General features: G+C 73.4%; 19 protein-coding genes. 16 read left to right on the top strand and 3 right to left on the bottom strand.

The features are described from left to right. The first annotated feature begins 74 nt into the window (after window positions 1-74). The 6 genes from DB033_RS09725 to DB033_RS09700 all read left to right on the top strand — a co-directional run bounded on the left by DB033_RS09725 (window position 75) and on the right by DB033_RS09700 (window position 6,304). Entirely contained in the window at window positions 75-386 is a 312-nt protein-coding gene (locus DB033_RS09725; protein WP_111766499.1) for a hypothetical protein, read from the top strand. Between the two features lie 150 nt (window positions 387-536). Continuing rightward, window positions 537-839: a WXG100 family type VII secretion target gene (locus DB033_RS09720; RefSeq protein ID WP_111766498.1), complete on the top strand. Its 303-nt coding sequence runs from the start codon at window positions 537-539 to the stop codon at window positions 837-839. 1,314 nt (window positions 840-2,153) lie between these two features. Then, on the top strand, window positions 2,154-2,597 hold the full coding sequence (rplM, locus tag DB033_RS09715) for a 50S ribosomal protein L13 (protein ID WP_111766497.1): 444 nt from the start codon (window positions 2,154-2,156) through the stop codon (window positions 2,595-2,597). Between the two features lie 104 nt (window positions 2,598-2,701). Continuing rightward, a complete protein-coding gene (gene rpsI, locus DB033_RS09710; RefSeq protein ID WP_170315551.1) occupies window positions 2,702-3,169 on the top strand; it encodes a 30S ribosomal protein S9 in 468 nt (155 codons plus the stop codon). 10 nt (window positions 3,170-3,179) lie between these two features. Next, window positions 3,180-4,529 carry a phosphoglucosamine mutase gene (gene glmM / locus DB033_RS09705; RefSeq protein ID WP_111766496.1) on the top strand — a complete coding sequence of 450 codons (1,350 nt, stop codon included), beginning with the start codon at window positions 3,180-3,182 and terminating at the stop codon, window positions 4,527-4,529. Between the two features lie 1,019 nt (window positions 4,530-5,548). Continuing rightward, the gene (locus tag DB033_RS09700) at window positions 5,549-6,304 is read left to right on the top strand and encodes a hemerythrin domain-containing protein (RefSeq protein ID WP_111766495.1); all 756 of its coding nucleotides are present in this window, start codon (window positions 5,549-5,551) and stop codon (window positions 6,302-6,304) included. A 1,030-nt stretch (window positions 6,305-7,334) separates the two neighbouring features. On the opposite strand, the gene DB033_RS09695 is transcribed toward DB033_RS09700, so the two are convergent. Both DB033_RS09695 and DB033_RS09690 read right to left on the bottom strand, forming a co-directional pair. After that, entirely contained in the window at window positions 7,335-8,768 is a 1,434-nt protein-coding gene (locus tag DB033_RS09695; protein ID WP_111766494.1) for a GH1 family beta-glucosidase, read from the bottom strand. A 232-nt stretch (window positions 8,769-9,000) separates the two neighbouring features. After that, window positions 9,001-9,810, bottom strand: coding sequence for a dienelactone hydrolase family protein (locus tag DB033_RS09690; protein ID WP_111766493.1), 810 nt, complete (start codon window positions 9,808-9,810; stop codon window positions 9,001-9,003). A 176-nt stretch (window positions 9,811-9,986) separates the two neighbouring features. Between DB033_RS09690 and DB033_RS09685 the strand changes: the two genes are divergently transcribed. The 7 genes from DB033_RS09685 to tsaE all read left to right on the top strand — a co-directional run bounded on the left by DB033_RS09685 (window position 9,987) and on the right by tsaE (window position 18,150). Beyond that, entirely contained in the window at window positions 9,987-11,636 is a 1,650-nt protein-coding gene (locus DB033_RS09685) for an AAA family ATPase (protein ID WP_111766492.1), read from the top strand. 76 nt (window positions 11,637-11,712) lie between these two features. Continuing rightward, entirely contained in the window at window positions 11,713-13,566 is a 1,854-nt protein-coding gene (gene glmS, locus DB033_RS09680) for a glutamine--fructose-6-phosphate transaminase (isomerizing) (RefSeq protein WP_111766491.1), read from the top strand. Window positions 13,567-13,606: 40 nt separating this feature from the next. Then, window positions 13,607-13,975: a holo-ACP synthase gene (locus DB033_RS09675; RefSeq protein WP_111767384.1), complete on the top strand. Its 369-nt coding sequence runs from the start codon at window positions 13,607-13,609 to the stop codon at window positions 13,973-13,975. Continuing rightward, window positions 13,975-15,375: an NAD(P)H-hydrate dehydratase gene (locus tag DB033_RS09670; protein WP_111766490.1), complete on the top strand. Its 1,401-nt coding sequence runs from the start codon at window positions 13,975-13,977 to the stop codon at window positions 15,373-15,375. Before DB033_RS09675 ends, DB033_RS09670 begins: the two co-directional genes overlap by 1 nt. After that, the gene (gene alr, locus DB033_RS09665; protein ID WP_111766489.1) at window positions 15,372-16,490 is read left to right on the top strand and encodes an alanine racemase; all 1,119 of its coding nucleotides are present in this window, start codon (window positions 15,372-15,374) and stop codon (window positions 16,488-16,490) included. Before DB033_RS09670 ends, alr begins: the two co-directional genes overlap by 4 nt. Next, a complete protein-coding gene (locus tag DB033_RS09660) occupies window positions 16,487-17,677 on the top strand; it encodes an alpha/beta fold hydrolase (protein WP_157970608.1) in 1,191 nt (396 codons plus the stop codon). The genes alr and DB033_RS09660 overlap by 4 nt, the downstream gene beginning before the upstream one ends. Next, window positions 17,674-18,150, top strand: coding sequence for a tRNA (adenosine(37)-N6)-threonylcarbamoyltransferase complex ATPase subunit type 1 TsaE (gene tsaE, locus DB033_RS09655; protein WP_111766487.1), 477 nt, complete (start codon window positions 17,674-17,676; stop codon window positions 18,148-18,150). Before DB033_RS09660 ends, tsaE begins: the two co-directional genes overlap by 4 nt. A gap of 22 nt (window positions 18,151-18,172) precedes the next feature. Here tsaE and DB033_RS09650 read toward each other — a convergent pair whose 3' ends face one another. Then, complete coding sequence (locus tag DB033_RS09650) at window positions 18,173-19,192, bottom strand: LacI family DNA-binding transcriptional regulator (protein WP_111766486.1); 1,020 nt, start codon at window positions 19,190-19,192, stop codon at window positions 18,173-18,175. 118 nt (window positions 19,193-19,310) lie between these two features. Between DB033_RS09650 and tsaB the strand changes: the two genes are divergently transcribed. The 3 genes from tsaB to tsaD are packed head-to-tail and all read left to right on the top strand — an operon-like array spanning window position 19,311 to window position 21,498. After that, window positions 19,311-19,976, top strand: coding sequence for a tRNA (adenosine(37)-N6)-threonylcarbamoyltransferase complex dimerization subunit type 1 TsaB (tsaB, locus tag DB033_RS09645; protein WP_111766485.1), 666 nt, complete (start codon window positions 19,311-19,313; stop codon window positions 19,974-19,976). After that, entirely contained in the window at window positions 19,973-20,422 is a 450-nt protein-coding gene (rimI, locus tag DB033_RS09640; protein ID WP_111766484.1) for a ribosomal protein S18-alanine N-acetyltransferase, read from the top strand. Before tsaB ends, rimI begins: the two co-directional genes overlap by 4 nt. Continuing rightward, entirely contained in the window at window positions 20,422-21,498 is a 1,077-nt protein-coding gene (gene tsaD, locus DB033_RS09635; protein WP_111766483.1) for a tRNA (adenosine(37)-N6)-threonylcarbamoyltransferase complex transferase subunit TsaD, read from the top strand. Before rimI ends, tsaD begins: the two co-directional genes overlap by 1 nt. Window positions 21,499-21,693 lie beyond the last annotated feature (195 nt).

The raw sequence follows: 21,693 nt of genomic DNA, 5'->3' as shown, positions 1-21,693 counted from the left end.
CCTCCCGCCATGACCGCAGGACCGCTCTACCGAGCGCCGGACCGTCCGGCGCTGTGCATCCAAGGGGGAATTCCATGGGGACATTCAGCACCAGCGTCGCCGTCATGCAGCAGGCGGTGGCCGACATGGCCGCGGCGAAGAGCACCATCGACCGCCAGATCAACGAGATCGGCATCACCGCGGAGGGGACGCTCAAGAGCTGGAAGGGCAACGGCGGCAACACGTTGCGCGCACTGATGGTCGGGTACGACCGCCACGCCCGGGCGCTGCAGAAGGCCATCGCGACCTTCGAGTCGATGTTGGCCGAGCAGGCCAAGGCCTACGGCATCGAGGACGACAACGCCGGTACCGCCCTGCTGGGAGCCGGCGGCGGTCTGCGCATGTGACGTTCCCGGCCCGGCCCGGCCCGGCCGTCCGGCACTTGCCGCCGCCGGGCGCCGGTGCCGGGCTCCACCACCTGCGCACCGGCACCACGCCGTGAACCGCACCCACCCACACCACCGAGACGCCTGTCTCGACACGAGAGGAACACATCCATGTCCAGTGGCTCACCCATCCTGGTCGACTACAACCAGTTGACCGCTGCGGAGGTCGCCATGGCGGCGTCCCAGCGGCAGATCGCCGCCGCACTCGCCGAACTCGACAGCGACCTCGCGCCGCTGCTCGCCACCTGGGAGGGCGACGGCAAGCAGGCCTACCTGCGGCAGCAGACGAAATGGAACGCCGCGGCCGACGAGCTGAACCGCACGCTCGCTGCGGTGCACGTCACGGTCGGCGAGGCCAACCGCCGGTACCTGGCCACCGACCAGCGGGTGGCCGCCGCTTGGTCCGGTCTCTGACCCCGTCCGCGTGGGGCGGACCGCGGCGCAGCGGCGCCGGCGGGTGAGGGGCGGCTGACGGGAACCAGGAAGCTGCCGGCCGCGATCAGCGGCGACCACGCGTCGCGTCGCCCGGATCCGTCCGACGGGCGGCAGCCGGGACGGGAGGGATTCCGGGCGTCGGGTCGGTGCCGGCCACAGCGGGGGGTGGCCGGCACCGGGCCCCGAGCGGTGCGGCCACAGCAGGGATCAGCACCGGGCCCGGGGCGGTACGGCACAGCGGGCGTGGCCGGGGCCGTCGTCCGGAGGCGATAGCCGCCTGTCGGCGTGGGCCTGTCATTCCTGGAGGGCACTGAGCACGGCGGCGACCGACCAGTCGCACTCGGCTTGTGAGGAAAGGTCCGCCGGCCTGCGGACGGGGAGCGGCAACGGTCGGCGGTCGGGCCGGCGCCGCACGGCGCGTGCGGACGTCGCGCCGTGTGGTCCGGTGTCCGCTACCGCCAGGGCGGCGGGCGCCGGCCGGGCGGACCGCTGCGCACCCGGTCGGACGCCGAGGCGGGAGCGACGGTCCGGTAGCGCAGTGCCGTCTGCCGTCGTGGTCACCGGCACCAAGCATCGGGGGCGGGTCCGCTGCGCCACCCGGTGGGACGCCGGGCGCAGGGGGGTGGCCCCGGCACCGCAAGGTCGAGCGCCGTCGTCGTGCTCAGGCACCGGCACCGGACTGGACAGCGGTGGCGGGTCCGCGGCCCACCCGGTGGGACGCCCGGTCGTAGGGCGGTGGCCCGGCACCGCAGTGCCGTCCGCCGTCGTTACCCCGTATTCCGGCTGCATCGAGGACTCTCTGACTCCCGGTCCAGAGTCGCGTCGGGCGGTGCAGCAGCCCGGCGACGTTCGATACCGTGGCTACCGTCCGTGCGCTGGGCCGTCACCGGCGCCGCCGGTGGGCTCGGCGTCCCGGTCCGTCACGGCTCACTTTGACCCGCCGCCCCCTGGCGCGGTATTCTCGATCGTCGTGCGCAAGGACGAACTGTCCGCGCGGACGAAGCGTCACCTCGAGCATCAACAGCAGTACGGCAGTACAGGCCCGGATCGGGTCGGTGCAGCAGCATGGAGCGACCTCGGTCGTACCGGCCGCGACACCGGAACGCCATGGACCTCGACATGTGGAGTAGGACCGCTCGTCGGTCGGAGATGCAGTCCCGGGGTGACCCGGGGGTCCACTCCAGGCGACGGGCGTTCACGACTGTGTGTTACCTGGTGGTGTGCTGGTCACGCTGGTTCCCCCGGGGAGCGGACCCACCACCGAAAACCCAGCACAAAGGACAAAGAAGAGGCATGCGTACGTTCAGCCCGAAGCCCGGTGACATCACCCGCGCCTGGCACGTCATCGACGCCACCGACGTCGTTCTCGGCCGACTGGCCAGCCAGGCGGCGCAGCTCCTGCGTGGCAAGCACAAGGCGATCTTCGCGCCCCACGTCGACACCGGTGACTTCGTCGTCATCATCAACGCGGACAAGGTCGCGGTGTCGGGTAACAAGAAGAACACCAAGATCCTCTACACGCACTCCGGTTACCCGGGTGGTCTGAGCCAGCGCACCGTCGGCCAGATGCTCGAGACCAAGCCCGAGCGTCTCGTGGAGAAGGCCATCACCGGCATGCTCCCGCACGGTCCGCTCGGCCGCAGCCTCTCGAGCAAGCTGAAGGTCTACGCCGGCCCGAACCACCCGCACGCCGCGCAGAAGCCCGCGCCCTTCGAGATCAGCCAGGTCTCCCAGTGAGCCAGCCCACCTCCGGCACCGACCCGAAAGACGACGACACCGTGACCGATGCGTTCACCCCTGACGGCGAACTGACCGCCGACATCGACCTCAGCCACCTGGGTCTGGAAGGCACGGAGGGCCCCGTCGACGGCGACACCGACGCCCCGCCGTCGGTCACCTCGGCCCCGCTCCGCATCGTCGTCGACCGTCCGATCCAGACCGTCGGTCGTCGCAAGGAAGCCGTGGTCCGGGTCCGCCTGACCTCCGGCACCGGCGAGTTCACGCTCAACGGCCGCACCCTGGATTCGTACTTCCCGAACAAGGTGCACCAGCAGCTGATCAAGGAGCCGCTGGTCACCCTGGAGAAGGCGGAATCCTTCGACATCCACGCCACGCTCGTCGGTGGCGGCATCACCGGACAGGCCGGCGCGCTGCGTCTGGCGATCGCGCGTGCGCTGATCGACCTCGACGTCAACGACCGCCCCCCGCTGAAGAAGGCCGGCTTCCTGAGCCGCGACGCCCGCGTCAAGGAGCGGAAGAAGTACGGTCTCAAGAAGGCCCGTAAGGCTCCGCAGTACTCGAAGCGGTAATTCAGGCCTCATGGCGAGACTGTTCGGCACAGACGGAGTACGCGGTCTGGCCAACGTCGAACTGACGCCCGAAACGGCCCTGCGCCTCGCGACCTCGGCGGCATTCGTGCTGTCCGAGGCCCGGGCGCAGGGCCGTTTGGCGTCAGGGACACGGGCCACGGCCGTCGTCGGTCGCGACCCCCGGGCCAGCGGCGAGATGTTGGAGGCGGCGGTCGCCGCCGGCCTGGCCTCGGCCGGCACCGACGTGATTCTGCTCGGCGTTCTGCCGACGCCCGCGGTCGCGTTCCTCACCGACCACCTCGGGGCCGACCTCGGGGTGGTCATCTCCGCGTCGCACAATGCGATGCCGGACAACGGCATCAAGATCTTCGGTGCCGGCGGGGTCAAGCTGCCCGACGCCGTCGAGGACGCGATCGAGGCCGGCATGGGATCCGGTCACCCGCTGCCCGTGGGCGCCGGGATCGGCCGCATCACCACGGCGGACGAGCCGGCCCGGCGCTACCTCGACCACCTGCTGCTGGTCACCCCGCATCCGTTGGCCGGTCTGACCGTGGTGGTCGACTGCGCCCACGGCGCCGCCTCCACGGTCGCGCCCGAGGCGTACCGGCGAGCCGGTGCCACCGTCATCGTGATCGCCGGGGAGCCCGACGGTCTGAACATCAACGACGGCGTCGGCTCCACCCACCTCGACCACCTCCGAGCCGCTGTCGTCGCTCACGGCGCCGACCTCGGCATCGCCCACGACGGTGACGCCGACCGCTGCCTCGCCGTCGATGCGACCGGCAACGTCGTCGACGGTGACCCGATCCTGGCCATCCTCGCCACCGCCATGCACAGCCGCGGTGAACTCGCCGACGCCACGGTCGTCACCACCGTGATGGCCAACCTCGGTTTCCACCAGGCCATGCGGGCCGAGGGGATCCGGGTCCGAACCACCGGTGTGGGTGACCGTTACGTGCTCGAGGAGATGCGCGCCGGCAACTACAGCCTCGGCGGCGAGCAATCCGGTCACATCGTGCTCGCCCAGCACGCCACCACCGGCGACGGGCTGCTGACCGCCCTCTACCTGATGGCCCAGATGGCGCAGACGGGCACGTCACTCGCCGAGCTGGCCTCCGTGGTCACCAAGTTCCCGCAGGTGCTGCTCAACGTCCGCGTGGCCGACAAGGCCGCCGTCGCGTCCTCGGTCCAGGTCGCCGAGGCCGTGGAGGCCGCCGAGGTCGAGCTCGGGAACTCTGGGCGGGTACTGCTGCGTCCCTCCGGCACCGAGGCTCTGGTGCGGGTGATGGTCGAAGCGCCGACCGCGGAAGCAGCGTCGGGAATCGCCGAACGCCTCGCCGCGGTGGTCGGCCGGCAGTGACGGGGTTCCGGCGGATTTGAGGCCTCGCCGGTGGGTTTCCCTCGTGCCACCGGTTTTTCGGAGGTCCGCGCCGCGGGGACGACGGGTCCGGGCCGGATGGTCGTGCGTCAGTGACGGGGTTCCGGCGGACCTGAGGCCGGGCCGGCGGTCCACACGTGAAACCGGTTTTTCGGAGGTCCGCGCCGCGGGGACGACGGGTCCGGGCCCGACGGTCGTGCGTCAGTGACGGGGTTCCGGCGGACCTGAGGCCGGGCCGGCGGTCCACACGTGGGACCGATTGTCGGAGGTCCGCGCCGCGCGGACGACGGGTCCGGGGCCGACGGTCGTGCGTCAGTGACGGGGTTCCGGCGGACCTGAGACCGGCCGTTAGTTACCACACGTGCGACCGGTCCCTCGGAGGCCCGCGCCGGACGGTCGTGCGTCGGTCGACCGGAGGGCCGAGCCGCCGTGCGGACGGTGTGTCGCCGCCGTCGGCGCCGCCATGCTCCGACCGGGGGAGTGGTCGGTCGGGGTCCGTGCGTACCCCTCCAGTCGCACGCATCCCGACCGACCATGACCCCAGGCAGCAGCAGCGTGTGCTGAGCTGCGCGAATGGACATTGCGTAACCGGTGTACAACTGAAAGTTAGCAAGAAGAGGCGGGGAGAGGAAGACCCGCGCGGCACCCGCAAACGTGAGTCCGCTCGCTCTGTCGACCCGCCCACTGCCGTGTGCGCCGCCCGGGACCGGGTCCCATCGGTACCGCCATCCCGCCCGGACCTTCCCACCGGTCGGCGTCCTGCCCGACGCCGACCGCCCTGGACGGACCGACGTGGCACCTGCGGGCTGTGCAGGACCTCCGGACGGGTCGCCCCTGACCCGTCCGCGCAGGTCCGCCCGGGTGCCGGGTCACGCCTCCGATGCAGGCTCCAGGTCTGCAGCCGACGGCCCTCGATCACCCTCCGCGGTCGATGACGGGCCGGACCTCGCGTCCTACGATCGCCTCGACCCGCTCCTCACAACGACGTGAAAGGCGACGCGATGTCCGCAGACGCTGAGCGACCCACTCCCGACGAGCCGGCCGCCGACCCGCTCCCGATGATCCAGCGTTACACCCCTGGCGTGCCGTACGTCCACGGCATGACCATCTCGCACCGCATCTTCCGGACCGGCCTGGGTGTGCTACCCGCACTGGTCCGCTCGGTCCGTCCCGGAGACCGCGACCACGCCCGACGGCTGCGCCGCCACTACGACATGGTGTCGTCCTCGTTGGACCGCCACCACGGCTACGAGGACGAACACATCTGGCCCACGATCGTGGAACGGGCGCCGGCCGACGCCGCCCTGGCGCACCGCATGGAGACGCAGCACGCGAGGGTGGCCCAGCATCTCGCCGCCCTCCCGACGGCGTGGGACGCGTTCCAGGACGACCCGCAGCCCGCGACCGGCGAGCCGCTCGCGGACCGGCTCGACGCGCTGTGCGCGGCACTGAACGAGCACCTCGACGACGAGGAGCAGCACCTGCTGCCGCTCCTCCAGCGGTATCTCAGCGTCGAGGAGTGGAACGCCTTCAGCACCTACGCCACGAAGGCGACCCGTCCGTACCATCTGCTCCTCGAGGGCGGCATGATCTACCGCCAGATGTCGCCGGAGGAGATGGCCGACATGACCAGGCTGGAGCCCGCTGCGATGTGGGGCATCAAGCTGGTCAGCCGTCCGGTCTACCGCCGCTACGAGCGCCGGCTGACCACACCGACCAGGCGACGGTCGCGACGGCCGGCGTTGTCACGCCACTGACCGGTGGGCGCGGCGGTGACCGGCACGCGACGGACCGCCCGCGGACGACGACGTCCGAGCCGCCGGCGAGAGTCGACGCCCGGCAGGATGACCGGTCCCACCGGCCGGGCCGCCGACGGAGGTCGACGGGGCAGGCCGGCCGGCGGGTCCTACCAGGCCGTCGAGATCGGGCGGTGGGACACGTCGACTCGGCCGTGGCGGCCGAGCCGGGGCGCGTTTCATGTCCGGCCGGGCCACCGACGGAGGTCGGCGCCGCAGGTTGACGCCGCAGGCCGGCTCGCGGGTTTTCCCCGGCTGGGCCGCCGACGGAGGTCGCCAGGGCGAGCCCTGGGCAGGCCTCGCCTGGTCGGGGCCCCGCCGTAGAGGCCGAGCCGGAGTCGGCTCATCTCTGGCCGGGCCGCCGACGAAGGTCGGCGCCACAGGTCGGCTGGCGGTTCCTCCCCGGCCGGGCCCCCGATGGAGGTCGGCGCCACAGGTCGGCTGGCGGTTCCTCTCCGGCCGGGGCGGCGACGGAGGTCGCCAGGGCGAGCCTGGGCAGGTCTCGCGTGGCCGGGACCGGACGTGGAGGCCGAGCCCTGGCCGCTCCGACCCGGCCGGGCCCCCGACGAAGGTCAGTGCCACAGGTCGGCTGGCGGTTCCTCCCCGGCGGGCCGCCGACGGAAGCCTGCGCCGCAGGCCGGCTGGCGGTTCGACCCGGCTGGGCCGCCGACGGAAGCCTGCGCCGCAGGCCGGCTGGCGGTTCGACCCGGCTGGGCCGCCGACGGAGGTAGCCAGGGCGAGCCCGGGCAGGTCTCGCCCTGCCGGGGCCAGGCCGCGGAGGCCGAGCCCTGGCCGGTGAAACCCGGCCGGGCCGCCGACGGAAGTCAGCGCCGCAGGCCAGACGGCGGTACCTCGCCGTCTGGACCGCCAACAGAGGGAGCCTGGGCAGGTGTCGCCTGGCCCGGCTCGGCCGTGGAGGCCGAGCCGGAGCGCGGTTCCTCCCCGGCCGGACAACGGACGAAGGTCGCCAGGCCCGGCCGGGTGGCGGGTCCTACTCGGCCGCGGAGGTCACGTCCGGCAGCTGGTCGGTGGCGATCAGCTTCGAGTACCAGATCGCGCTGTCCTTCCAGGTGCGCTCGAGGGTGTTGTAGTCGACCCGGATGATTCCGAACCGCTTGGAGTAGCCGTAGGCCCATTCGAAGTTGTCCAGCAGCGACCACAGGAAGTACCCGCGGACGTCGGCGCCCGCCTCCATCGCGGCGCCGACCGCGTCGATGTGCCGGTACAGGTAGTCCACCCGCAGCGGGTCGTGCACCCGGCCGTCGGGGGAGACCTCGTCGTCGAAGGCGGCACCGTTCTCGGTGATCATCATCGGCTGATCCGGGTACTCGCGGCTGATCCGCAGCAGCAGATCGGTCATCCCCTGCGGCTCGATGTTCCAGCCCATCGCGGTGTACGGGCCGGGCTGCAGCAGGAAGTTCACGTCGTCCACGCCGACCCACGGGGTCGCCGCGGAGTCGCCGTGACCGTCGGCCTGCTGGCGCTCGCCGGTGCCGTCCCAGTGGCCGGCCAGGATCGTCGAGTAGTAGTTGATCCCCAGTACGTCGATCGGCACCCGGGCGGTCGCGAGGTCACCGTCCTGCACGAACGCCCAGTCGGTGACGTGCGCGGTCTGGGTGAGCAGGTCGGCCGGGTACTTCCCCTCGAGCATCGGCCCGAGGAAGGCGCCGTTGGCGATGTTGTCGAGCTTGCGCACGGCCGCCGCGTCCTCGGCCGAATCCGACGCCGGCCGGATCACCGCGAGGTTCAGCGTGACCGACAGTTCGGCCGTCGGCGCCAGGTCTCGGACGATCCGGCCGGCCAACCCGTGCGCCAGGTTCAGGTGGTGCACCGCGGCCAGTGCGTCGGCGCCGTTCGTCCGGCCCGGGGCGTGCACACCCGAGGCGTACCCGAGGTAGGCGGTGCAGTACGGCTCGTTGAACGTGGTCCAGGTGTGCACCCGGTCACCGAGCGCCCCGACGATCGCGGTCGCGTAGTCGGCGAAGCGCAGGGCGGTGTCACGGACCGGCCAGCCGCCCGCGTCCTCGAGCTCCTGCGGGAGGTCCCAGTGGTAGAGCGTGGCCACCGGCCGGACACCGCGCTCCAGCAGCCCGTCGAGCAGGCGCTTGTAGAAGTCGACGCCCTTGTCGTTCAGCGCGCCGGCGCCGCCCGGCTGCACCCGCGGCCACGCGATGGAGAACCGGTAGGCGTCCAGACCGAGACCCTTGATGTGGTCCAGGTCCTCGACGTAGCGGTGGTAGTGGTCGTCGGCGACGTCGCCGGTGTCACCGCCCTCCACCTTGCCCGGAGTGTGGCTGAAGGTGTCCCAGATGGAGGGGCCGCGGCCGTCCTCCTGTGCGGCCCCCTCGATCTGGTAGCTCGCGGTGGCGGAGCCCCACACGAAGTCGGAGGGGAAGGAACGGGAGCGATCGGACAACAGCGACATCGGCGTCAGGACCTCAGGTGTCGGGAGCCACCGTCGGCGGCTCGGGCGTCGGCCACAGGGTCGGCGGCCGTGGGTGGTGCCGCCGGGACCGGCGGTGTCACGTCGATCCTGGCCCACCGACCGGCGGGGCGCGGCCGGCGGCGCACCGCGGGAACGATACCGGGCCCGATTAAGCTGTTCGTGCGTGCCGCCGCCGTGTGGCTCCGGCACACCGTGCGTCCCCCGGCGGCGGTCAGATCGTGGAGAAGTCGGCCCGGACGGTGCCGGCGATCCTGTCGTCCAGCTCGTCGGCGAGTTGGTCCTGGTCGTCGAGGTAGCGCAGGAAGAACGCCGTCATCAGCGCCCGGGCCACCGACTGGGTCTTGCGCTGCGGGCTGCTGCCGTAGACGGTCGAGGTCCAGTGCGGCCCCTCGGCCATCCCGAGGTGCTCACCCTTGGTGATCGTCCGCAGCTGCACCTTGCCGGCCCAGCCCTGGGCGATCAGCTCGGCGTTGCTGCGCAGCGGCGTGTAGTCGTCGCGGCCACCGGCCAGGTGCAGACCGGGGGCCAGCACCAGACCGGCCGCCGTCACCGAGGACGGGCGGGTGTTGGCGGCGTTGACCGTCGCCACCGCCTTGATCCGGTCGTCGTCGGCGGCGGCCAGCACGGCCGAGCCGCCGCCGGTCCCGTGTCCGGCGACGCCGAGCTTCGCCGGGTCCACGCTGACCGCGCGGTCGGCCAGCCGGGAGTGCGCCACCAGCTGCAGCGCGGTCGAGAGGTCCTGGCCGAGCCCACGGTGCGACGGCAGCGGGCCCTTCTCCGTGGTCGGGGCGACCGCGACGATGCCCCACGACGCGAAGTACCGCAGCGTCCCTAGGTAGCGCGACGCGGGCTGCAGCCAGTGGTGGCCGAACGCGACGGCGGGCAGGTCCTGCCCGCTGACCGGGGCGACGATGACGCCGGGCAGACCCGCCAGCGCCAGTTCGCCCACGGCCACGCGGTACGGGCCCAGGTGGGTCAGGTAGTCCATCGTGGGCTTGGAGATGCTCGGTGAGCCGGCCATGCCGCAGCCCTCGCTTCCGGTCTCATCACGCAGTCTTCGGGCGGTGTGCTCGCACGGGTGGTCGTCACGACGGTGCCCGGTGCGTTCGTAGACTAACGGTTCTGCACCCGGGGCCCCGCGTCCGCCAGCTGCTCACCCGGTTCCGCCGCACTGCCGACCAGAAGAGGTGCACCCCGGTGGCCGAGACCTTCGAGCACGACCTGCGACAACTGATCCGGGCCCGGTTCCCGTTGCTCTACCTGCAGACCCCCGAGGAGACCCGGGCGTTGCAGGCGGTGGTCGCCGCCGTCGCGGATCCCTCGGTGCGCCGCCGGGAGATCTACACGTGGACGTTCACCAACGGGCTGGCCCTGCTCGGCGACGCCGGCTCACCGGAGACCCGCAACCCCGGCTCCGCGCTGGCCGCCGCCGCCAAGCTCGACCTCGCGTCCGTGGTGGTGTTCTTCGACCTGCACCCGTGGCTGGGCACCGCCAACCAGCCCGCCGACCCCCAGCTCGTCCGGCAGCTGCGCGACCTCGCCCGGCAGTACCGCGACGGCGGCCAGCCGCGGATGCTGATCCTGGTGTCGCCGGTGCTGCGGATCCCCACCGAGCTCGAGAACACCGTCACCGTGGTCGATTTCCCGCTTCCCGACCAGGCCCGGCTGCGGGAGCTGCTGGTCGGGATGATCGAGGCCAACCGCGCCTCGAAGTCGGTCACCATCGATCTCGGCGACGGCCCCGACGCGGTGATCGACGCGCTGGCCCGCGGCGCCCTGGGGCTCACCCTGGCCGAGGCGGAGAACGCCTTCGCCCGCGCCATGGCCGACGACAACCGGCTCGACACCGACGATATCCCGGTGGTGCTGAACGAGAAGCGGCAGATCATCCGCCGCTCCGGGGTGCTCGAGGTGGTCACCTCGACGCTGGCGCTGTCCGACATCGGTGGGCTGGCCAACCTCAAGGCGTGGCTGGTCAAGCGCACCGGGGCGTGGACCGCCGACGCCGCCCGGTACGGCCTGCCCGCACCGAAAGGCGCGCTGGTGACCGGTGTCCCGGGCTGCGGCAAGTCCATGACGGCCAAGGCGATGGCGTCGGCGTGGTCCATCCCGCTGATCCGGCTCGACATCGGCAAGATCTTCGCCGGCCTCGTCGGGGCGTCGGAGGAGAACATGCGCAAGGCGCTGGACACCGCCGAGGCGATCGCGCCCTGTGTGCTGTGGATCGACGAGATCGAGAAGGGCTTCGCGTCGGCCTCGGGGGAGCGCGACTCGGGTACCAGTGCCCGCGTCTTCGGATCGTTCCTGACCTGGATGCAGGAGCGCGTCGAGCCGGTCTTCGTCATCGCCACCGCCAACGACATCTCCCGGCTGCCACCGGAGTTCATGCGCAAGGGCCGGTTCGACGAGATCTTCTTCATCGACCTGCCGACCCGGGCGGAGCGCGTGGACATCTTCGGGCTGCACCTGCGGCTGCGGCTCGCGGCCGGCCCCGATCTCGGGGCCTTCGACGTCGGTGACGCGCTGCTGGCCGAACTCGCCGACGCCACCGAGGGGTTCACCGGTTCGGAGATCGAGCAGGCCGTGGTGTCGGCCTGCTTCGACGCCTTCGACGGGCGGCGGCCGCTCGCGGTGGACGACCTCCGGCACGCCATCGCGACCACCGTGCCGCTGTCGGTGACCCAGGCCGAGGACATCGCGGCGCTGCGCTCCTGGGCCTCACTGCGGGCGGTGTCGGCCTCGACCGTCGCCGACCGCACCGGGTACACGGTGGTCCCGCCGGCCACCGCACCGGTGACCGATCCCGCCGCCGCGCTGCAGCGTGGCGGCCGTCCCGTGGAGGTCTGACCACCCGGCGCGCCGCCACCACGCCGGGTCCGCGGGTCGGCCGTCGCGGCCTCCACGGCGGCTAGGCTCGAACCCCATGTGCGGAATCATCGGATACGTCGGTCCCCAGCAGGCTCTGCCGCTCGTGATGGACGGACTCCGCCGCATGGAGTACCGCGGCTACGACTCCGCCGGGGTGGCCGTGCAGGACGATCTCGGGGCGGTGGGCGTGGCCCGCAAGGCCGGGGTGCTGGCCAACCTCGAGAAGTTGATCCTCGACGACGACCTGAAGCTGCCCGGCAGCACCGGCATCGGACACACCCGCTGGGCCACCCACGGCGGCCCCACCGACCGCAACGCCCACCCGCACCGTGACGTGACCGGGCGGGTCGCGGTCATCCACAACGGCATCATCGAGAACTTCGCGCCGCTGCGGGCCGAACTGGAGAGCGCCGGGGTCGAACTGACCAGCGACACCGACACCGAGGTCGTCGCACACCTGCTGGCCGCCCAGTACGACGCCCGGCCGGGTGACCTGGCCGCCGCGATGGGCGCGGTCTGCCGCCGGCTGCACGGCGCGTTCACGCTGGTCGCGGTGCACGCCGACGCCCCCGGCCAGCTGGTCGCCGCCCGCCGCAACTCGCCGCTGGTGGTCGGCGTCGGCGACGGTGAGATGTTCGTCGCCAGCGACGTCGCCGCGTTCATCGCCCACACCCGCGAGGCCGTCGAGCTGGGCCAGGACCAGCTGGTGTCGATCACCGCGCAGGGGTACGACGTCAGCTCGTTCAGTGGCGGCTCCGCGGACTTCCGCACCTTCCACGTCGACTGGGACACCGACGCCGCCGAGAAGGGCGGCTTCGAGTTCTTCATGGACAAGGAGATCGCCGAGCAGCCGCAGGCGGTCGCCGACACCCTCCTGGGCCACTTCGACGGCAGCCGCATCGTCCTGGACGAGCAGCGCCTCGGCGACGAGGAGCTGCGCACCGTCGACAAGGTCGTCGTCGTCGGCTGCGGCACCGCCTACAACTCCGGGATGCTCGCCAAGTACGCGATCGAGCACTGGACGCGGTTGCCCGTCGAGGTCGAACTGGCCAGCGAGTTCCGCTACCGCGACCCGGTGCTGACCCGCGACACCCTCGTCGTCGCCGTCTCCCAGTCCGGCGAGACCGCCGACACCCTGGAGGCCGTCCGGCACGCCCGCGAGCAGAAGGCCCGGGTGCTGGCCGTCTGCAACACCAACGGCTCGCAGATCCCGCGGGAGTCCGACGCCGTCGTCTACATGCACGCCGGTCCCGAGATCGGGGTGGCCTCCACCAAGGCCTTCCTCGGCATGGTGGTGGCGAACTACCTGGTCGGGTTGGCGCTGGCGCAGGCCCGCGGGTTGATGTACGCCGACGAGATCGGCCGCGAGTTCGCCGCTCTGGAGAAGATGCCGGCGGCGATCAGCGAGACGCTGACCCGGATGGACAGGGTCCGCGCACTGGGCAAGGAGATCTCCGACTCCCGCGCGGTGCTGTTCCTCGGCCGGCACGTCGGGTACCCGGTGGCGTTGGAGGGTGCGCTCAAGCTCAAGGAACTCGCCTACATGCACGCCGAGGGCTTCGCCGCCGGCGAGCTCAAGCACGGCCCGATCGCGCTGATCGAGGAGGGGCTGCCGGTCGTGGTGGTCACCCCGTCGCCGAAGCTGCGGCCGCTGCTGCACTCGAAGCTGCTGAGCAACATCCGCGAGATCCAGGCCCGCGGCGCCCGCACCATCGTCATCTGCGAGGACGGCGACGACATCGTCGCGCCGTTCGCCGACACGCTCATCGAGCTGCCGCCGGTGCCGGTGCTGCTGCAGCCCCTGGTCGCCACGGTGCCGCTGCAGGTGCTGGCCGCCGAGATCGCCCGCACCCGCGGCTACGACATCGACAAGCCGCGCAACCTGGCCAAGTCCGTCACCGTCGAGTAGCGCCGCCGTGTCCTTCCCCGACGTTCCGTCCGGCGCGCGGGTGGTCGGAGTCGGTATCGACGTGGTCGCCATCGACCGGTTCGTCGCGTCGCTCGCGCGCACCCCGGCGCTGCGGCACCGGCTGTTCACCGCCGCCGAGGCGACCACCCCGGCCGGCGCCCCCCGGTCGGCGGCCTCGCTGGCCGCGCGGTTCGCGGTCAAGGAGGCGGTGGCCAAGGCGATCGGGGTACCCCGCGGCATGGACTGGCACGATTGTTCGGTGATCACGTTGCCGTCGGGACGCCCCGAACTCGCGGTGGTGGGCACCGTCGCGACCGCCGCCGCCGCCGCCGGGGTGACCGGCTGGCAGCTGTCCATCTCCCACGACGCCGGTATCGCCGCGGCCGTGGTGATCGCCCTGGGCGCGTGATGCACAGCTACACGGTCGCGCAGGTGCTCGCCGCCGAGGACGCCGCGCTCGCCGCACAGGGGCAGCTCCCGCTGATGAGGCGGGCGGCCACCGCCGTCGCGCTGGCCGCGGTCCGCGCACTCGGCACACCGCTGCGCGGCCGCCGGGTGGTGCTGCTGGTGGGAGGGGGCAACAACGGCGGCGATGCGCTGTTCGCCGGCGCGAACCTCGCCCGCCGCGGCCTCCGGGTGGACGCCGTCTGCACCGACGTCGACCGGGCCCACGCCGCCGCGCTGGACGCCTTCCGGCGGGCCGGTGGACGGGTCGCCACCACCGACGACGCGCCCGCCCTGCTCGGGCACGCCGACCTGATCGTCGACGGGCTGGTCGGCATCGGCGCCCGGCCGCCGCTGCGGCCTCCCGCGGCCCGCCTGGTGGAACTGGCGAACGCCGCGAACGCCGCCAGGCTCGCGGTGGACCTCCCCAGCGGCCTCGACCCCGACGACGGCACCACCGACGGGCCGGTCCTCGCCGCCGACCACACCGTCACCTTCGGCGGCGCCAAGACCGGTCTGCTGGTCGGCGACCACGCCGGGGTCGTCGAGGTGCAGCCGCTGGACTTCCCGCTGGCCGGGGCGCCGTTCGACGCCCTGATCCTCGACGACGCCGACGCCGCGGCACTGCTGCCGCGCTCCGGGGTGGCGAACTCCAAGTACAGCAACGGGGTCGTGGGGATCGCCGCCGGCTCGACGCAGTACCCGGGCGCGGCGGTGATGTGCGCCGGGGGAGCGGTGCGGCTGCGACCCGGCATGGTGCGCTTCGCCGGCGGCAGCCATCACGCCGTGGTCACCCGGTGGCCCGAGGTCGTCGCCACCGCCACCGTCGCCGAGGCGGGCCGCGTGCAGGCGTGGGTGGTCGGTCCGGGGCTGGGCGGCGACGACACCGGCCGGGCCGTCCTGGCCGAGGTGCTCGCCGCCGACGTGCCGGTGCTGGTCGACGCGGACGGGCTGCGGCTGCTCGCCGAGCGTCCCGAGCTGCTGGCGCGCCGCACACACCCGACCGTGCTGACCCCGCACGCCGGCGAGTTCAGCGCCCTCTTCCCCGACCTCGACCCCGCCCGCCGGCTGCACGCGGCCCGCACCGCCGCGGCCCGATCGGGGGCGTTCGTCCTGCTCAAGGGACATCACACCGTCGTCGCCGCCCCCGACGGCCGGACCGCGATCACGCTGTCCGGTTCCGGATGGCTCGCGTCCGCGGGCTCCGGCGACGTCCTCAGCGGGGTCACCGGATCATTGCTGGCCGCCGGCCTCGACCCGTTCACCGCGGCCGCGCTCGGCGCCTTCGTGCACGGCCGCGCCGGGGAGAAGGCCGAGGCCGCCGGCCACGCCGGGGCGCAGGCCCTGTGGGAGCACCTGCGATGACCCGGGCCGTCGCCGAGGTCGACCTGGGCGCCGTCACCGCCAACGTCGCCACCCTCAAGGCGCTCGCCGGGACCGCCACGATGGCCGTGGTGAAGGCCGACGGCTACGGGCACGGCGCCGTCCCGGTGGCCCGGGCCGCGCTGGCCGGTGGCGCCGACCTGCTCGGTGTGGCCTACCCGGTCGAGGCGCTCACGCTGCGGCGGGCCGGAGTCGACGCACCGGTACTGGCCTGGCTGTGGACCCCCGACGAGGACGTGGCCCCGGCGCTCGCCGCCGGCACGATGCTCGGCGTCTCCTCCCTGGCCCAGCTCGACCGCGTCCGCGCCGCCCGTGTCCCCGGCACCACGGTGCACCTCAAGGTCGACACCGGCCTGGGCCGCGGCGGCGCGGGGCCGGCCGACTGGGCGGCGCTGTGCCGGGCCGCGGCGGCCGCCCAGCACGCCGGCGAGCTCACCGTCCAGGGGGTGATGAGCCACCTGGGCAGCTCCGAGGTGATCGGCGACCGGAGCATCGGCGAGCAGCGCGCGACGTTCGAGGCGGCCCTGGCCACGGCCGCCGACGCCGGGTTGACCCCGCGGTACCGGCACCTGGCCAACACCGCCGCCGCGATCGGCACCCCGGACACCCGGTACGACCTGGTCCGGGTGGGCATCGGCATCTACGGGCTGGACCCCCTCGACGGCGTCGGCCTGCGGGACACCCACGGCCTCCGGCCCGCGATGACCCTGCGGGCCACGGTGGCGTTGACCAAACGCGTCCCCGCCGGGTCCGGCGTCTCCTACGGTTTCTCCTACCGCACGGCCACCGAGTCGACGCTGGCCCTGGTGCCGATCGGGTACGCCGACGGTGTGCCGCGGGCGGCGAGTTCCCGGGCCGAGGTTGCCGTCGGCGGCCGGCGGTACCGGATCGCCGGCCGGGTGGCCATGGACCAGGTGGTGATCGACGTGGGGGACGACGAGGTGCGGGCGGGTGACCAGGTGACGCTCTTCGGCGACGGCCGTCGCGGTGAGCCGACCGCGGCGGAGTGGGCCACGGCGTGCGACACCATCGACTACGAGATCGTCACCCGGATCGGCGCCCGGGTGCCGCGCGTCCACCTCGGGGGCGTGCGGTGAGCGTCCTGACCAGAGTGCTCGGTGCCGCGGGGGTGGTCGGCGGCGTCGTCGGTGCCGTCGCCCTCGGCGGGGTCACGGCGCAGAAGGTGGCGGTCAGACGTGCCCACAAACCGGTGGACAACGGCGGCGAGACCTACGACAGCATCGACGCCGACCGCAACTACTCGGTCGTCGCCGCCGACGGGGCCGCCCTGCAGGTGGAGGAGGTCGGTCCGCTGGACGCGCCGCTGACCGTCGTTCTGGTGCACGGCTGGGCGCTGCGGATGGGCTCCTGGTACTACCAGCGCCGCGGTCTCACCGGCCCGGACTTCGGCGCCGCGACCCCGCCGGCCGCCGTCGAGGTGGGCGCGGAGACGGTGGCCGCCACCGCGTCGACCGCGTCGGCGCCGGCCGTCCCCGTCCGGCTGGTCTTCTACGACCAGCGCTCGCACGGCCGCTCCAGCCGCGGCCCGGAACCGCACCCCTCGGTGGAGATGCTCGGCCAGGACCTCGCCGCGGTGCTGGCCACCGCGGTGCCGCACGGCCCGGTCGTGCTCGTCGGGCACTCGATGGGAGGGATGTCGGTGCTCGCGCTCGCCGGTGCCGACCCCACCTACATGGCCGCCCGGGTCGCCGGCGTCGGTCTGCTCAGCACCTCGGCGACCCAGACGCCGACCGCCGAGATCGGCCGCATCTTCCTGCGCGGGTCCAACCCGGTGGTCAAGGTGGTCAGCAACGTCGCGGCCCGCTACTCCACCGTCCTGGAGCGCAGCCGCCCGGTCGCCCGGGACGCGGTCTGGCTGGTCACCCGGCTGATCGGCTTCGCCCGCAAGGACGTCCCGGTGTCACTGGTCGACTACCTCGATGAGATGCTCAGCGACACCCCGATCGAGGTCATCGCCGATTTCGTGCCCGGTGTGCTCGCCCACGACCAGACCGCGGCGCTGCCCGCGCTCGCGGGCATCCCGGCGCTGGTGCTCTGCGGGGACAGCGACCGCATCACCCCGCCGGCCCAGTCCCGCTTCCTCGCCGACGCCCTGCCCGACGCCGAGTTCGTCCTCGTCGAGCGGGCCGGGCACCTCGCCATGATGGAGGCGCCGGAGGAGACCAACGACGCGCTACGCCGGCTGCTGCACCGCGCCCAGGCCTACGTGCGGCGGATGGAAGCCCAGCAGGACCCCCTCACCCCGTCCCGGAGCACCGCATGACCCGCACCGTCACCCTGCCCACCCCCGCGGCGACCGACGACTTCGGGCGGCGGCTCGGCGCCGTGCTGGAGGCGGGTGACGTCGTGCTGCTCGCCGGTGACCTCGGTGCGGGCAAGACGGCCCTGACCAAGGGCATCGCCGCCGGGATGCGCATCGATGACCTCATCACCTCGCCGACCTTCGTGATCGCGCGCTCGCACCGGGCGACCCCGCCGCACCCGGGGCTCGTGCACGTCGACGCCTACCGGCTCGACGGCCGCGTCGAGCTCGACGACCTGGACCTGGACACCGACCTGGCCCGCGCGGCCGTCGTGGTGGAGTGGGGCGTGGGCGTCGCCGAGCAGCTCGCCGACGACCACCTCCTCATCGAGCTGCAGCGGCACCCGGACGACACCCGCACCGCGGTGCTGCACCCGCGCGGTGGGCGCTGGGCCGAGCGGCTCACGTTCCTGCTGGGTCCGCACCCGGTCTGAGCCTGTCTGCCGGCGACGCCGGTCAGCGCGCGGGTGTGCTGTCCCGCAGCACGACCGTCCCGGTGACGTGCCGCAGCTGCGCCTCGTCCCGGCTGTCGAAGGCCAGTTGCAGTGCGGTACGGCCCATCTGGGCCAGCGGCAGCCGGACGGTGGTCAGCCCCGGAACCACGTCGCGCAGGGCGGCGATGTCGCCGAAGCCGGCCACCGCCACGTCGTCGGGCACCCGCAGCCCGGAATCGCGCAGCGCCGCCACCGCACCCATCGCCATCGAGTCGTCCACGGCGAACACGCAGTCCACCTCGACGCCGTGGTCGAGGAGGTCCCGCAGCGAGGTGTACCCGCCGTCGCGGCTCATCTGGCTGGCCAGCACCTGCTCCTCGGGCAGCTCGCCGCCCAGGGCGGTGACCGCGTCGCGGAACCCGCCCACCCGGTCCTCGGACGTGATCAGGAACTCCGGCCCCGCCAGGACGGCGAAGCGGCGGTAGCCCCGCGCCCACAGAGCCCGGGCGAGACCGTCGGCCCCGGCACGGTCGTCGACGACGACGGCGTGGGTGCCGGGGGTGTGCTGACCGATGGTGACGACCCGCCCGCCGCCCGCCCGGATCGCCGAGACCTCGTCGGCGAGCCAACGCTGCGCCGAGGAGTCGGCGAACCGCGAGCCGGCCAGGATGATGCCGCGGGCGCGCTGCCGGCGGAGCGTCTCCACCAGCCGCACCTCCGCCTCCGCGTCCCCGCCGCTGGCGCCGATGGTGACGATGAGGTTCTGGTCGGCCGCCGCGGCCAGCACCCCGGACGCGATCGCCGCCGCCACCGGATCGGCGATGTCGTGCACGATGAGCCCGGCGCTGCTCGCCGTCGGGCTGCGCATGGCCTGCGCGTGGGCGTTCGGCGCGTAGCTGAGTTCGGCCGCCGCGGCCCGCACCCGGGCCCGCAGCTCCGGCCCGACGGCACTGCCCTTGGTCGGGCTCAGCGCCCGGCTCGCGGTCGCCAACGACACCCCGGCCAGCGTGGCCACGTCGGCCAGGGTCGCCTGTGTGCCCATCCCGACCTCCTCACGTCCCCGTGTCCGGTGCCCATCGTCGCAGGTCGGCGCGGCCCGGCGAAGAGCCGCCGGTCCGGCGGCGGTCGGTGGTCCCGCCGCGGACTCGTACCATCGACGCGTGCTCGTGCTCGCGCTGGACTCCTCGACCCCCGTCCTCACCGCCGGGGTGGCCCGCTCCGGTGAGGGCACGGCCGGCGTGACCGTGCTCGCCGAGCGCACGCTCACCGACGCCTTCGCGCACGCCGAGGAACTGATGCCGCTGGTCCGGGCCGCGCTGGCCGACGCGGGCCGCACCCTGTCCGAGCTCGACGCGGTCGTCACCGGGCTCGGGCCCGGCCCGTTCACCGGTCTGCGTGTCGGCATCGCCACCGGCGCGGCCCTGGCCGACGGGCTCGGGATCCCCGTCTTCGGCACCGGCTCGCACGACGGGCTGGCCGCCGGCCTGCCCGGCACCGTCCTCGTCGTCACCGACGCCCGCCGCCGCGAGGTCTACGTCTCCGTCCACGCCGACGGCGTCGTCGTCGCCGGGCCGGCGCCCGTCGCGCCGGCCGCCGTCCCCGGATGGCTGGCCGACGCCGGCGCCGTTCCGACGGTGATGACCGGACCCGGCGTCGCACTGCTGGACGGGCTGCTGCCGGTGGCCGCGCCCGCGCTGCCGCTGACCGCCGGCCTCGTCGGGGCCGTCGACCTCACCGCGGCCCCGGTGCCACCGGTGCCGCTCTACCTGCGTCGACCCGACGCCACCGAGCCGTCCGCGGTGCGCAAGTCGGTGCTCGGCCGATGACGGCGCCGCTGTACCCCGACCTCGCGATGGAGCCGTTGCGGTGGTGGGACCTCGGCGCGGTCGCCGCGCTCGAGGAGGACCTCTTCGCCGGTGACTCGCCGTGGACGGAGGCGATGTTCTGGTCCGAGCTCGCGCAGGGCCACACCTACCTGGCCGTCTTCGACGGTTCCGAGCTGGTCGGCTACGCCGGGCTGGCCGTGCACCCCGACGGTGCCGACGTGCAGACCATCGGGGTGCAGCGCCGCCACCAGGGCGCCGGGATCGGCCGCCGCCTGATGACCGCGCTGATCAGCGAGGCCCGCGGCCGGCCGATCCACCTCGAGGTGCGCACCGACAACGAGCCGGCGATCGCGCTGTACCACTCGTTCGGCTTCGAGATCCAGGGCGTCCGCAAGCGGTACTACCAGCCCAGCGGCGCCGACGCGTACACGATGGGAAGGCCCTGATGACCGACGGCACCGTCACCCTCGGACCCGGCGCGGTGGTGCTCGGGCTGGAGTCCTCGTGCGACGAGACCGGCGTCGGGCTGGTCCGGCTCACCGACGGTGGCGGGGTCGAACTCCTCGGCCAGTCGGTGGCCTCCTCGCAGGACCAGCACTCCCGCTTCGGCGGCGTGGTCCCCGAGATCGCCTCCCGGGCCCATCTGGAGTCGATGACCGCCACGATGCACGGCGCCTTCACCGCGGCGGGGCTGCGCCCCGCCGACGTCGACGCGGTCGCGGTGACCAGTGGCCCCGGTCTGGCCGGCGCGCTCCTCGTCGGCGTCGCGGCGGCCAAGGCCTACGCCGCCGCCTGGGACGTGCCGCTGATCGGCGTCAACCATCTGCCCGGCCACGTCGCCGCCGACACCCTCGAACACGGCCCGCTGCCCGCCGACACGCTGGCGCTGCTGGTGTCCGGCGGCCACACGCAGCTGTTGCGGATCGGCTCGCTGGCCGGTGACGTCGTCGAGATCGGTACCACCATCGACGACGCCGCCGGCGAGGCCTACGACAAGGTCGCCCGGCTGCTGGACCTCGGGTACCCGGGCGGTCCGGTCATCGACCGGCTGGCCGCCGACGGTGATCCGACGGCTATCCGGTTCCCGCGCGGTCTCACAGGTGCGTCGGACGATCCCTACAACTTCTCCTTCTCGGGCTTGAAGACCGCGGTGGCCCGCTGGGTCGAGACCGCCCGCCGGGACGGCCGCGAGGTCCCCGTCGCCGACGTGTGCGCCTCGTTCCAGGAGGCGGTGGTCGACGTGCTCACCGCCAAGACCGTCCGCGCCGCCACGGAGCTGGGCTCCCGCACCGTGGTCATCGCCGGGGGAGTCGCGGCCAACGGTCGGCTGCGGGCCCTGGCCGGCGAACGCTGTGCCGCCGCCGGAGTGACGCTGCGGGTGCCGCGGCCGGGCCTGTGCACCGACAACGGCGCGATGATCGCCGCCCTCGGCGCGCACGTCTACGCCGCCGGTGTGGCGCCGTCGGCGCCCACGCTGGGCGGCGATCCGGGGATGCCGGTGGCCCGGGTCGTGGCGGCCTGACGGCGGGTCCGGTGTCGGGCCCGCGGCCGTCCGGCGACCGCCGGACAGCGCTGCGGTGACCGCCGGGGAAACACCCGGGAGCAACGGCCGGACCCGGTCACCCCGGTTGAGAATCTGGCACTCGCGAGGCTAGAGTGCTAACAGGCGACGGTGGCGATCCCGGCACCCGCGACGACGGGGTCACCACGACCGGAG

Source organism: Nakamurella deserti, from assembly GCF_003260015.1.
Classification (GTDB): Bacteria; Actinomycetota; Actinomycetes; order Mycobacteriales; family Nakamurellaceae; genus Nakamurella; species Nakamurella deserti.
Note: the sequence above shows the minus strand (reverse complement) of the source record. Positions and strands in the feature narration are given on the sequence as shown.

Bases quoted from the DNA above. Each gene is read 5' to 3' on its own strand.
- DB033_RS09725 (WP_111766499.1), top strand. From the start codon at position 75: ATGGGGACATTCAGCACCAGCGTCGCCGTCATGCAGCAGGCGGTGGCC.
- DB033_RS09720 (WP_111766498.1), top strand. From the start codon at position 537: ATGTCCAGTGGCTCACCCATCCTGGTCGACTACAACCAGTTGACCGCT.
- rplM (WP_111766497.1), top strand. From the start codon at position 2,154: ATGCGTACGTTCAGCCCGAAGCCCGGTGACATCACCCGCGCCTGGCAC.
- glmM (WP_111766496.1), top strand. From the start codon at position 3,180: ATGGCGAGACTGTTCGGCACAGACGGAGTACGCGGTCTGGCCAACGTC.
- DB033_RS09700 (WP_111766495.1), top strand. From the start codon at position 5,549: ATGTCCGCAGACGCTGAGCGACCCACTCCCGACGAGCCGGCCGCCGAC.
- DB033_RS09695 (WP_111766494.1), bottom strand. From the start codon at position 8,768: ATGTCGCTGTTGTCCGATCGCTCCCGTTCCTTCCCCTCCGACTTCGTG.
- DB033_RS09690 (WP_111766493.1), bottom strand. From the start codon at position 9,810: ATGGCCGGCTCACCGAGCATCTCCAAGCCCACGATGGACTACCTGACC.
- glmS (WP_111766491.1), top strand. From the start codon at position 11,713: ATGTGCGGAATCATCGGATACGTCGGTCCCCAGCAGGCTCTGCCGCTC.
- DB033_RS09670 (WP_111766490.1), top strand. From the start codon at position 13,975: ATGCACAGCTACACGGTCGCGCAGGTGCTCGCCGCCGAGGACGCCGCG.
- alr (WP_111766489.1), top strand. From the start codon at position 15,372: ATGACCCGGGCCGTCGCCGAGGTCGACCTGGGCGCCGTCACCGCCAAC.
- tsaE (WP_111766487.1), top strand. From the start codon at position 17,674: ATGACCCGCACCGTCACCCTGCCCACCCCCGCGGCGACCGACGACTTC.
- DB033_RS09650 (WP_111766486.1), bottom strand. From the start codon at position 19,192: ATGGGCACACAGGCGACCCTGGCCGACGTGGCCACGCTGGCCGGGGTG.
- rimI (WP_111766484.1), top strand. From the start codon at position 19,973: ATGACGGCGCCGCTGTACCCCGACCTCGCGATGGAGCCGTTGCGGTGG.
- tsaD (WP_111766483.1), top strand. From the start codon at position 20,422: ATGACCGACGGCACCGTCACCCTCGGACCCGGCGCGGTGGTGCTCGGG.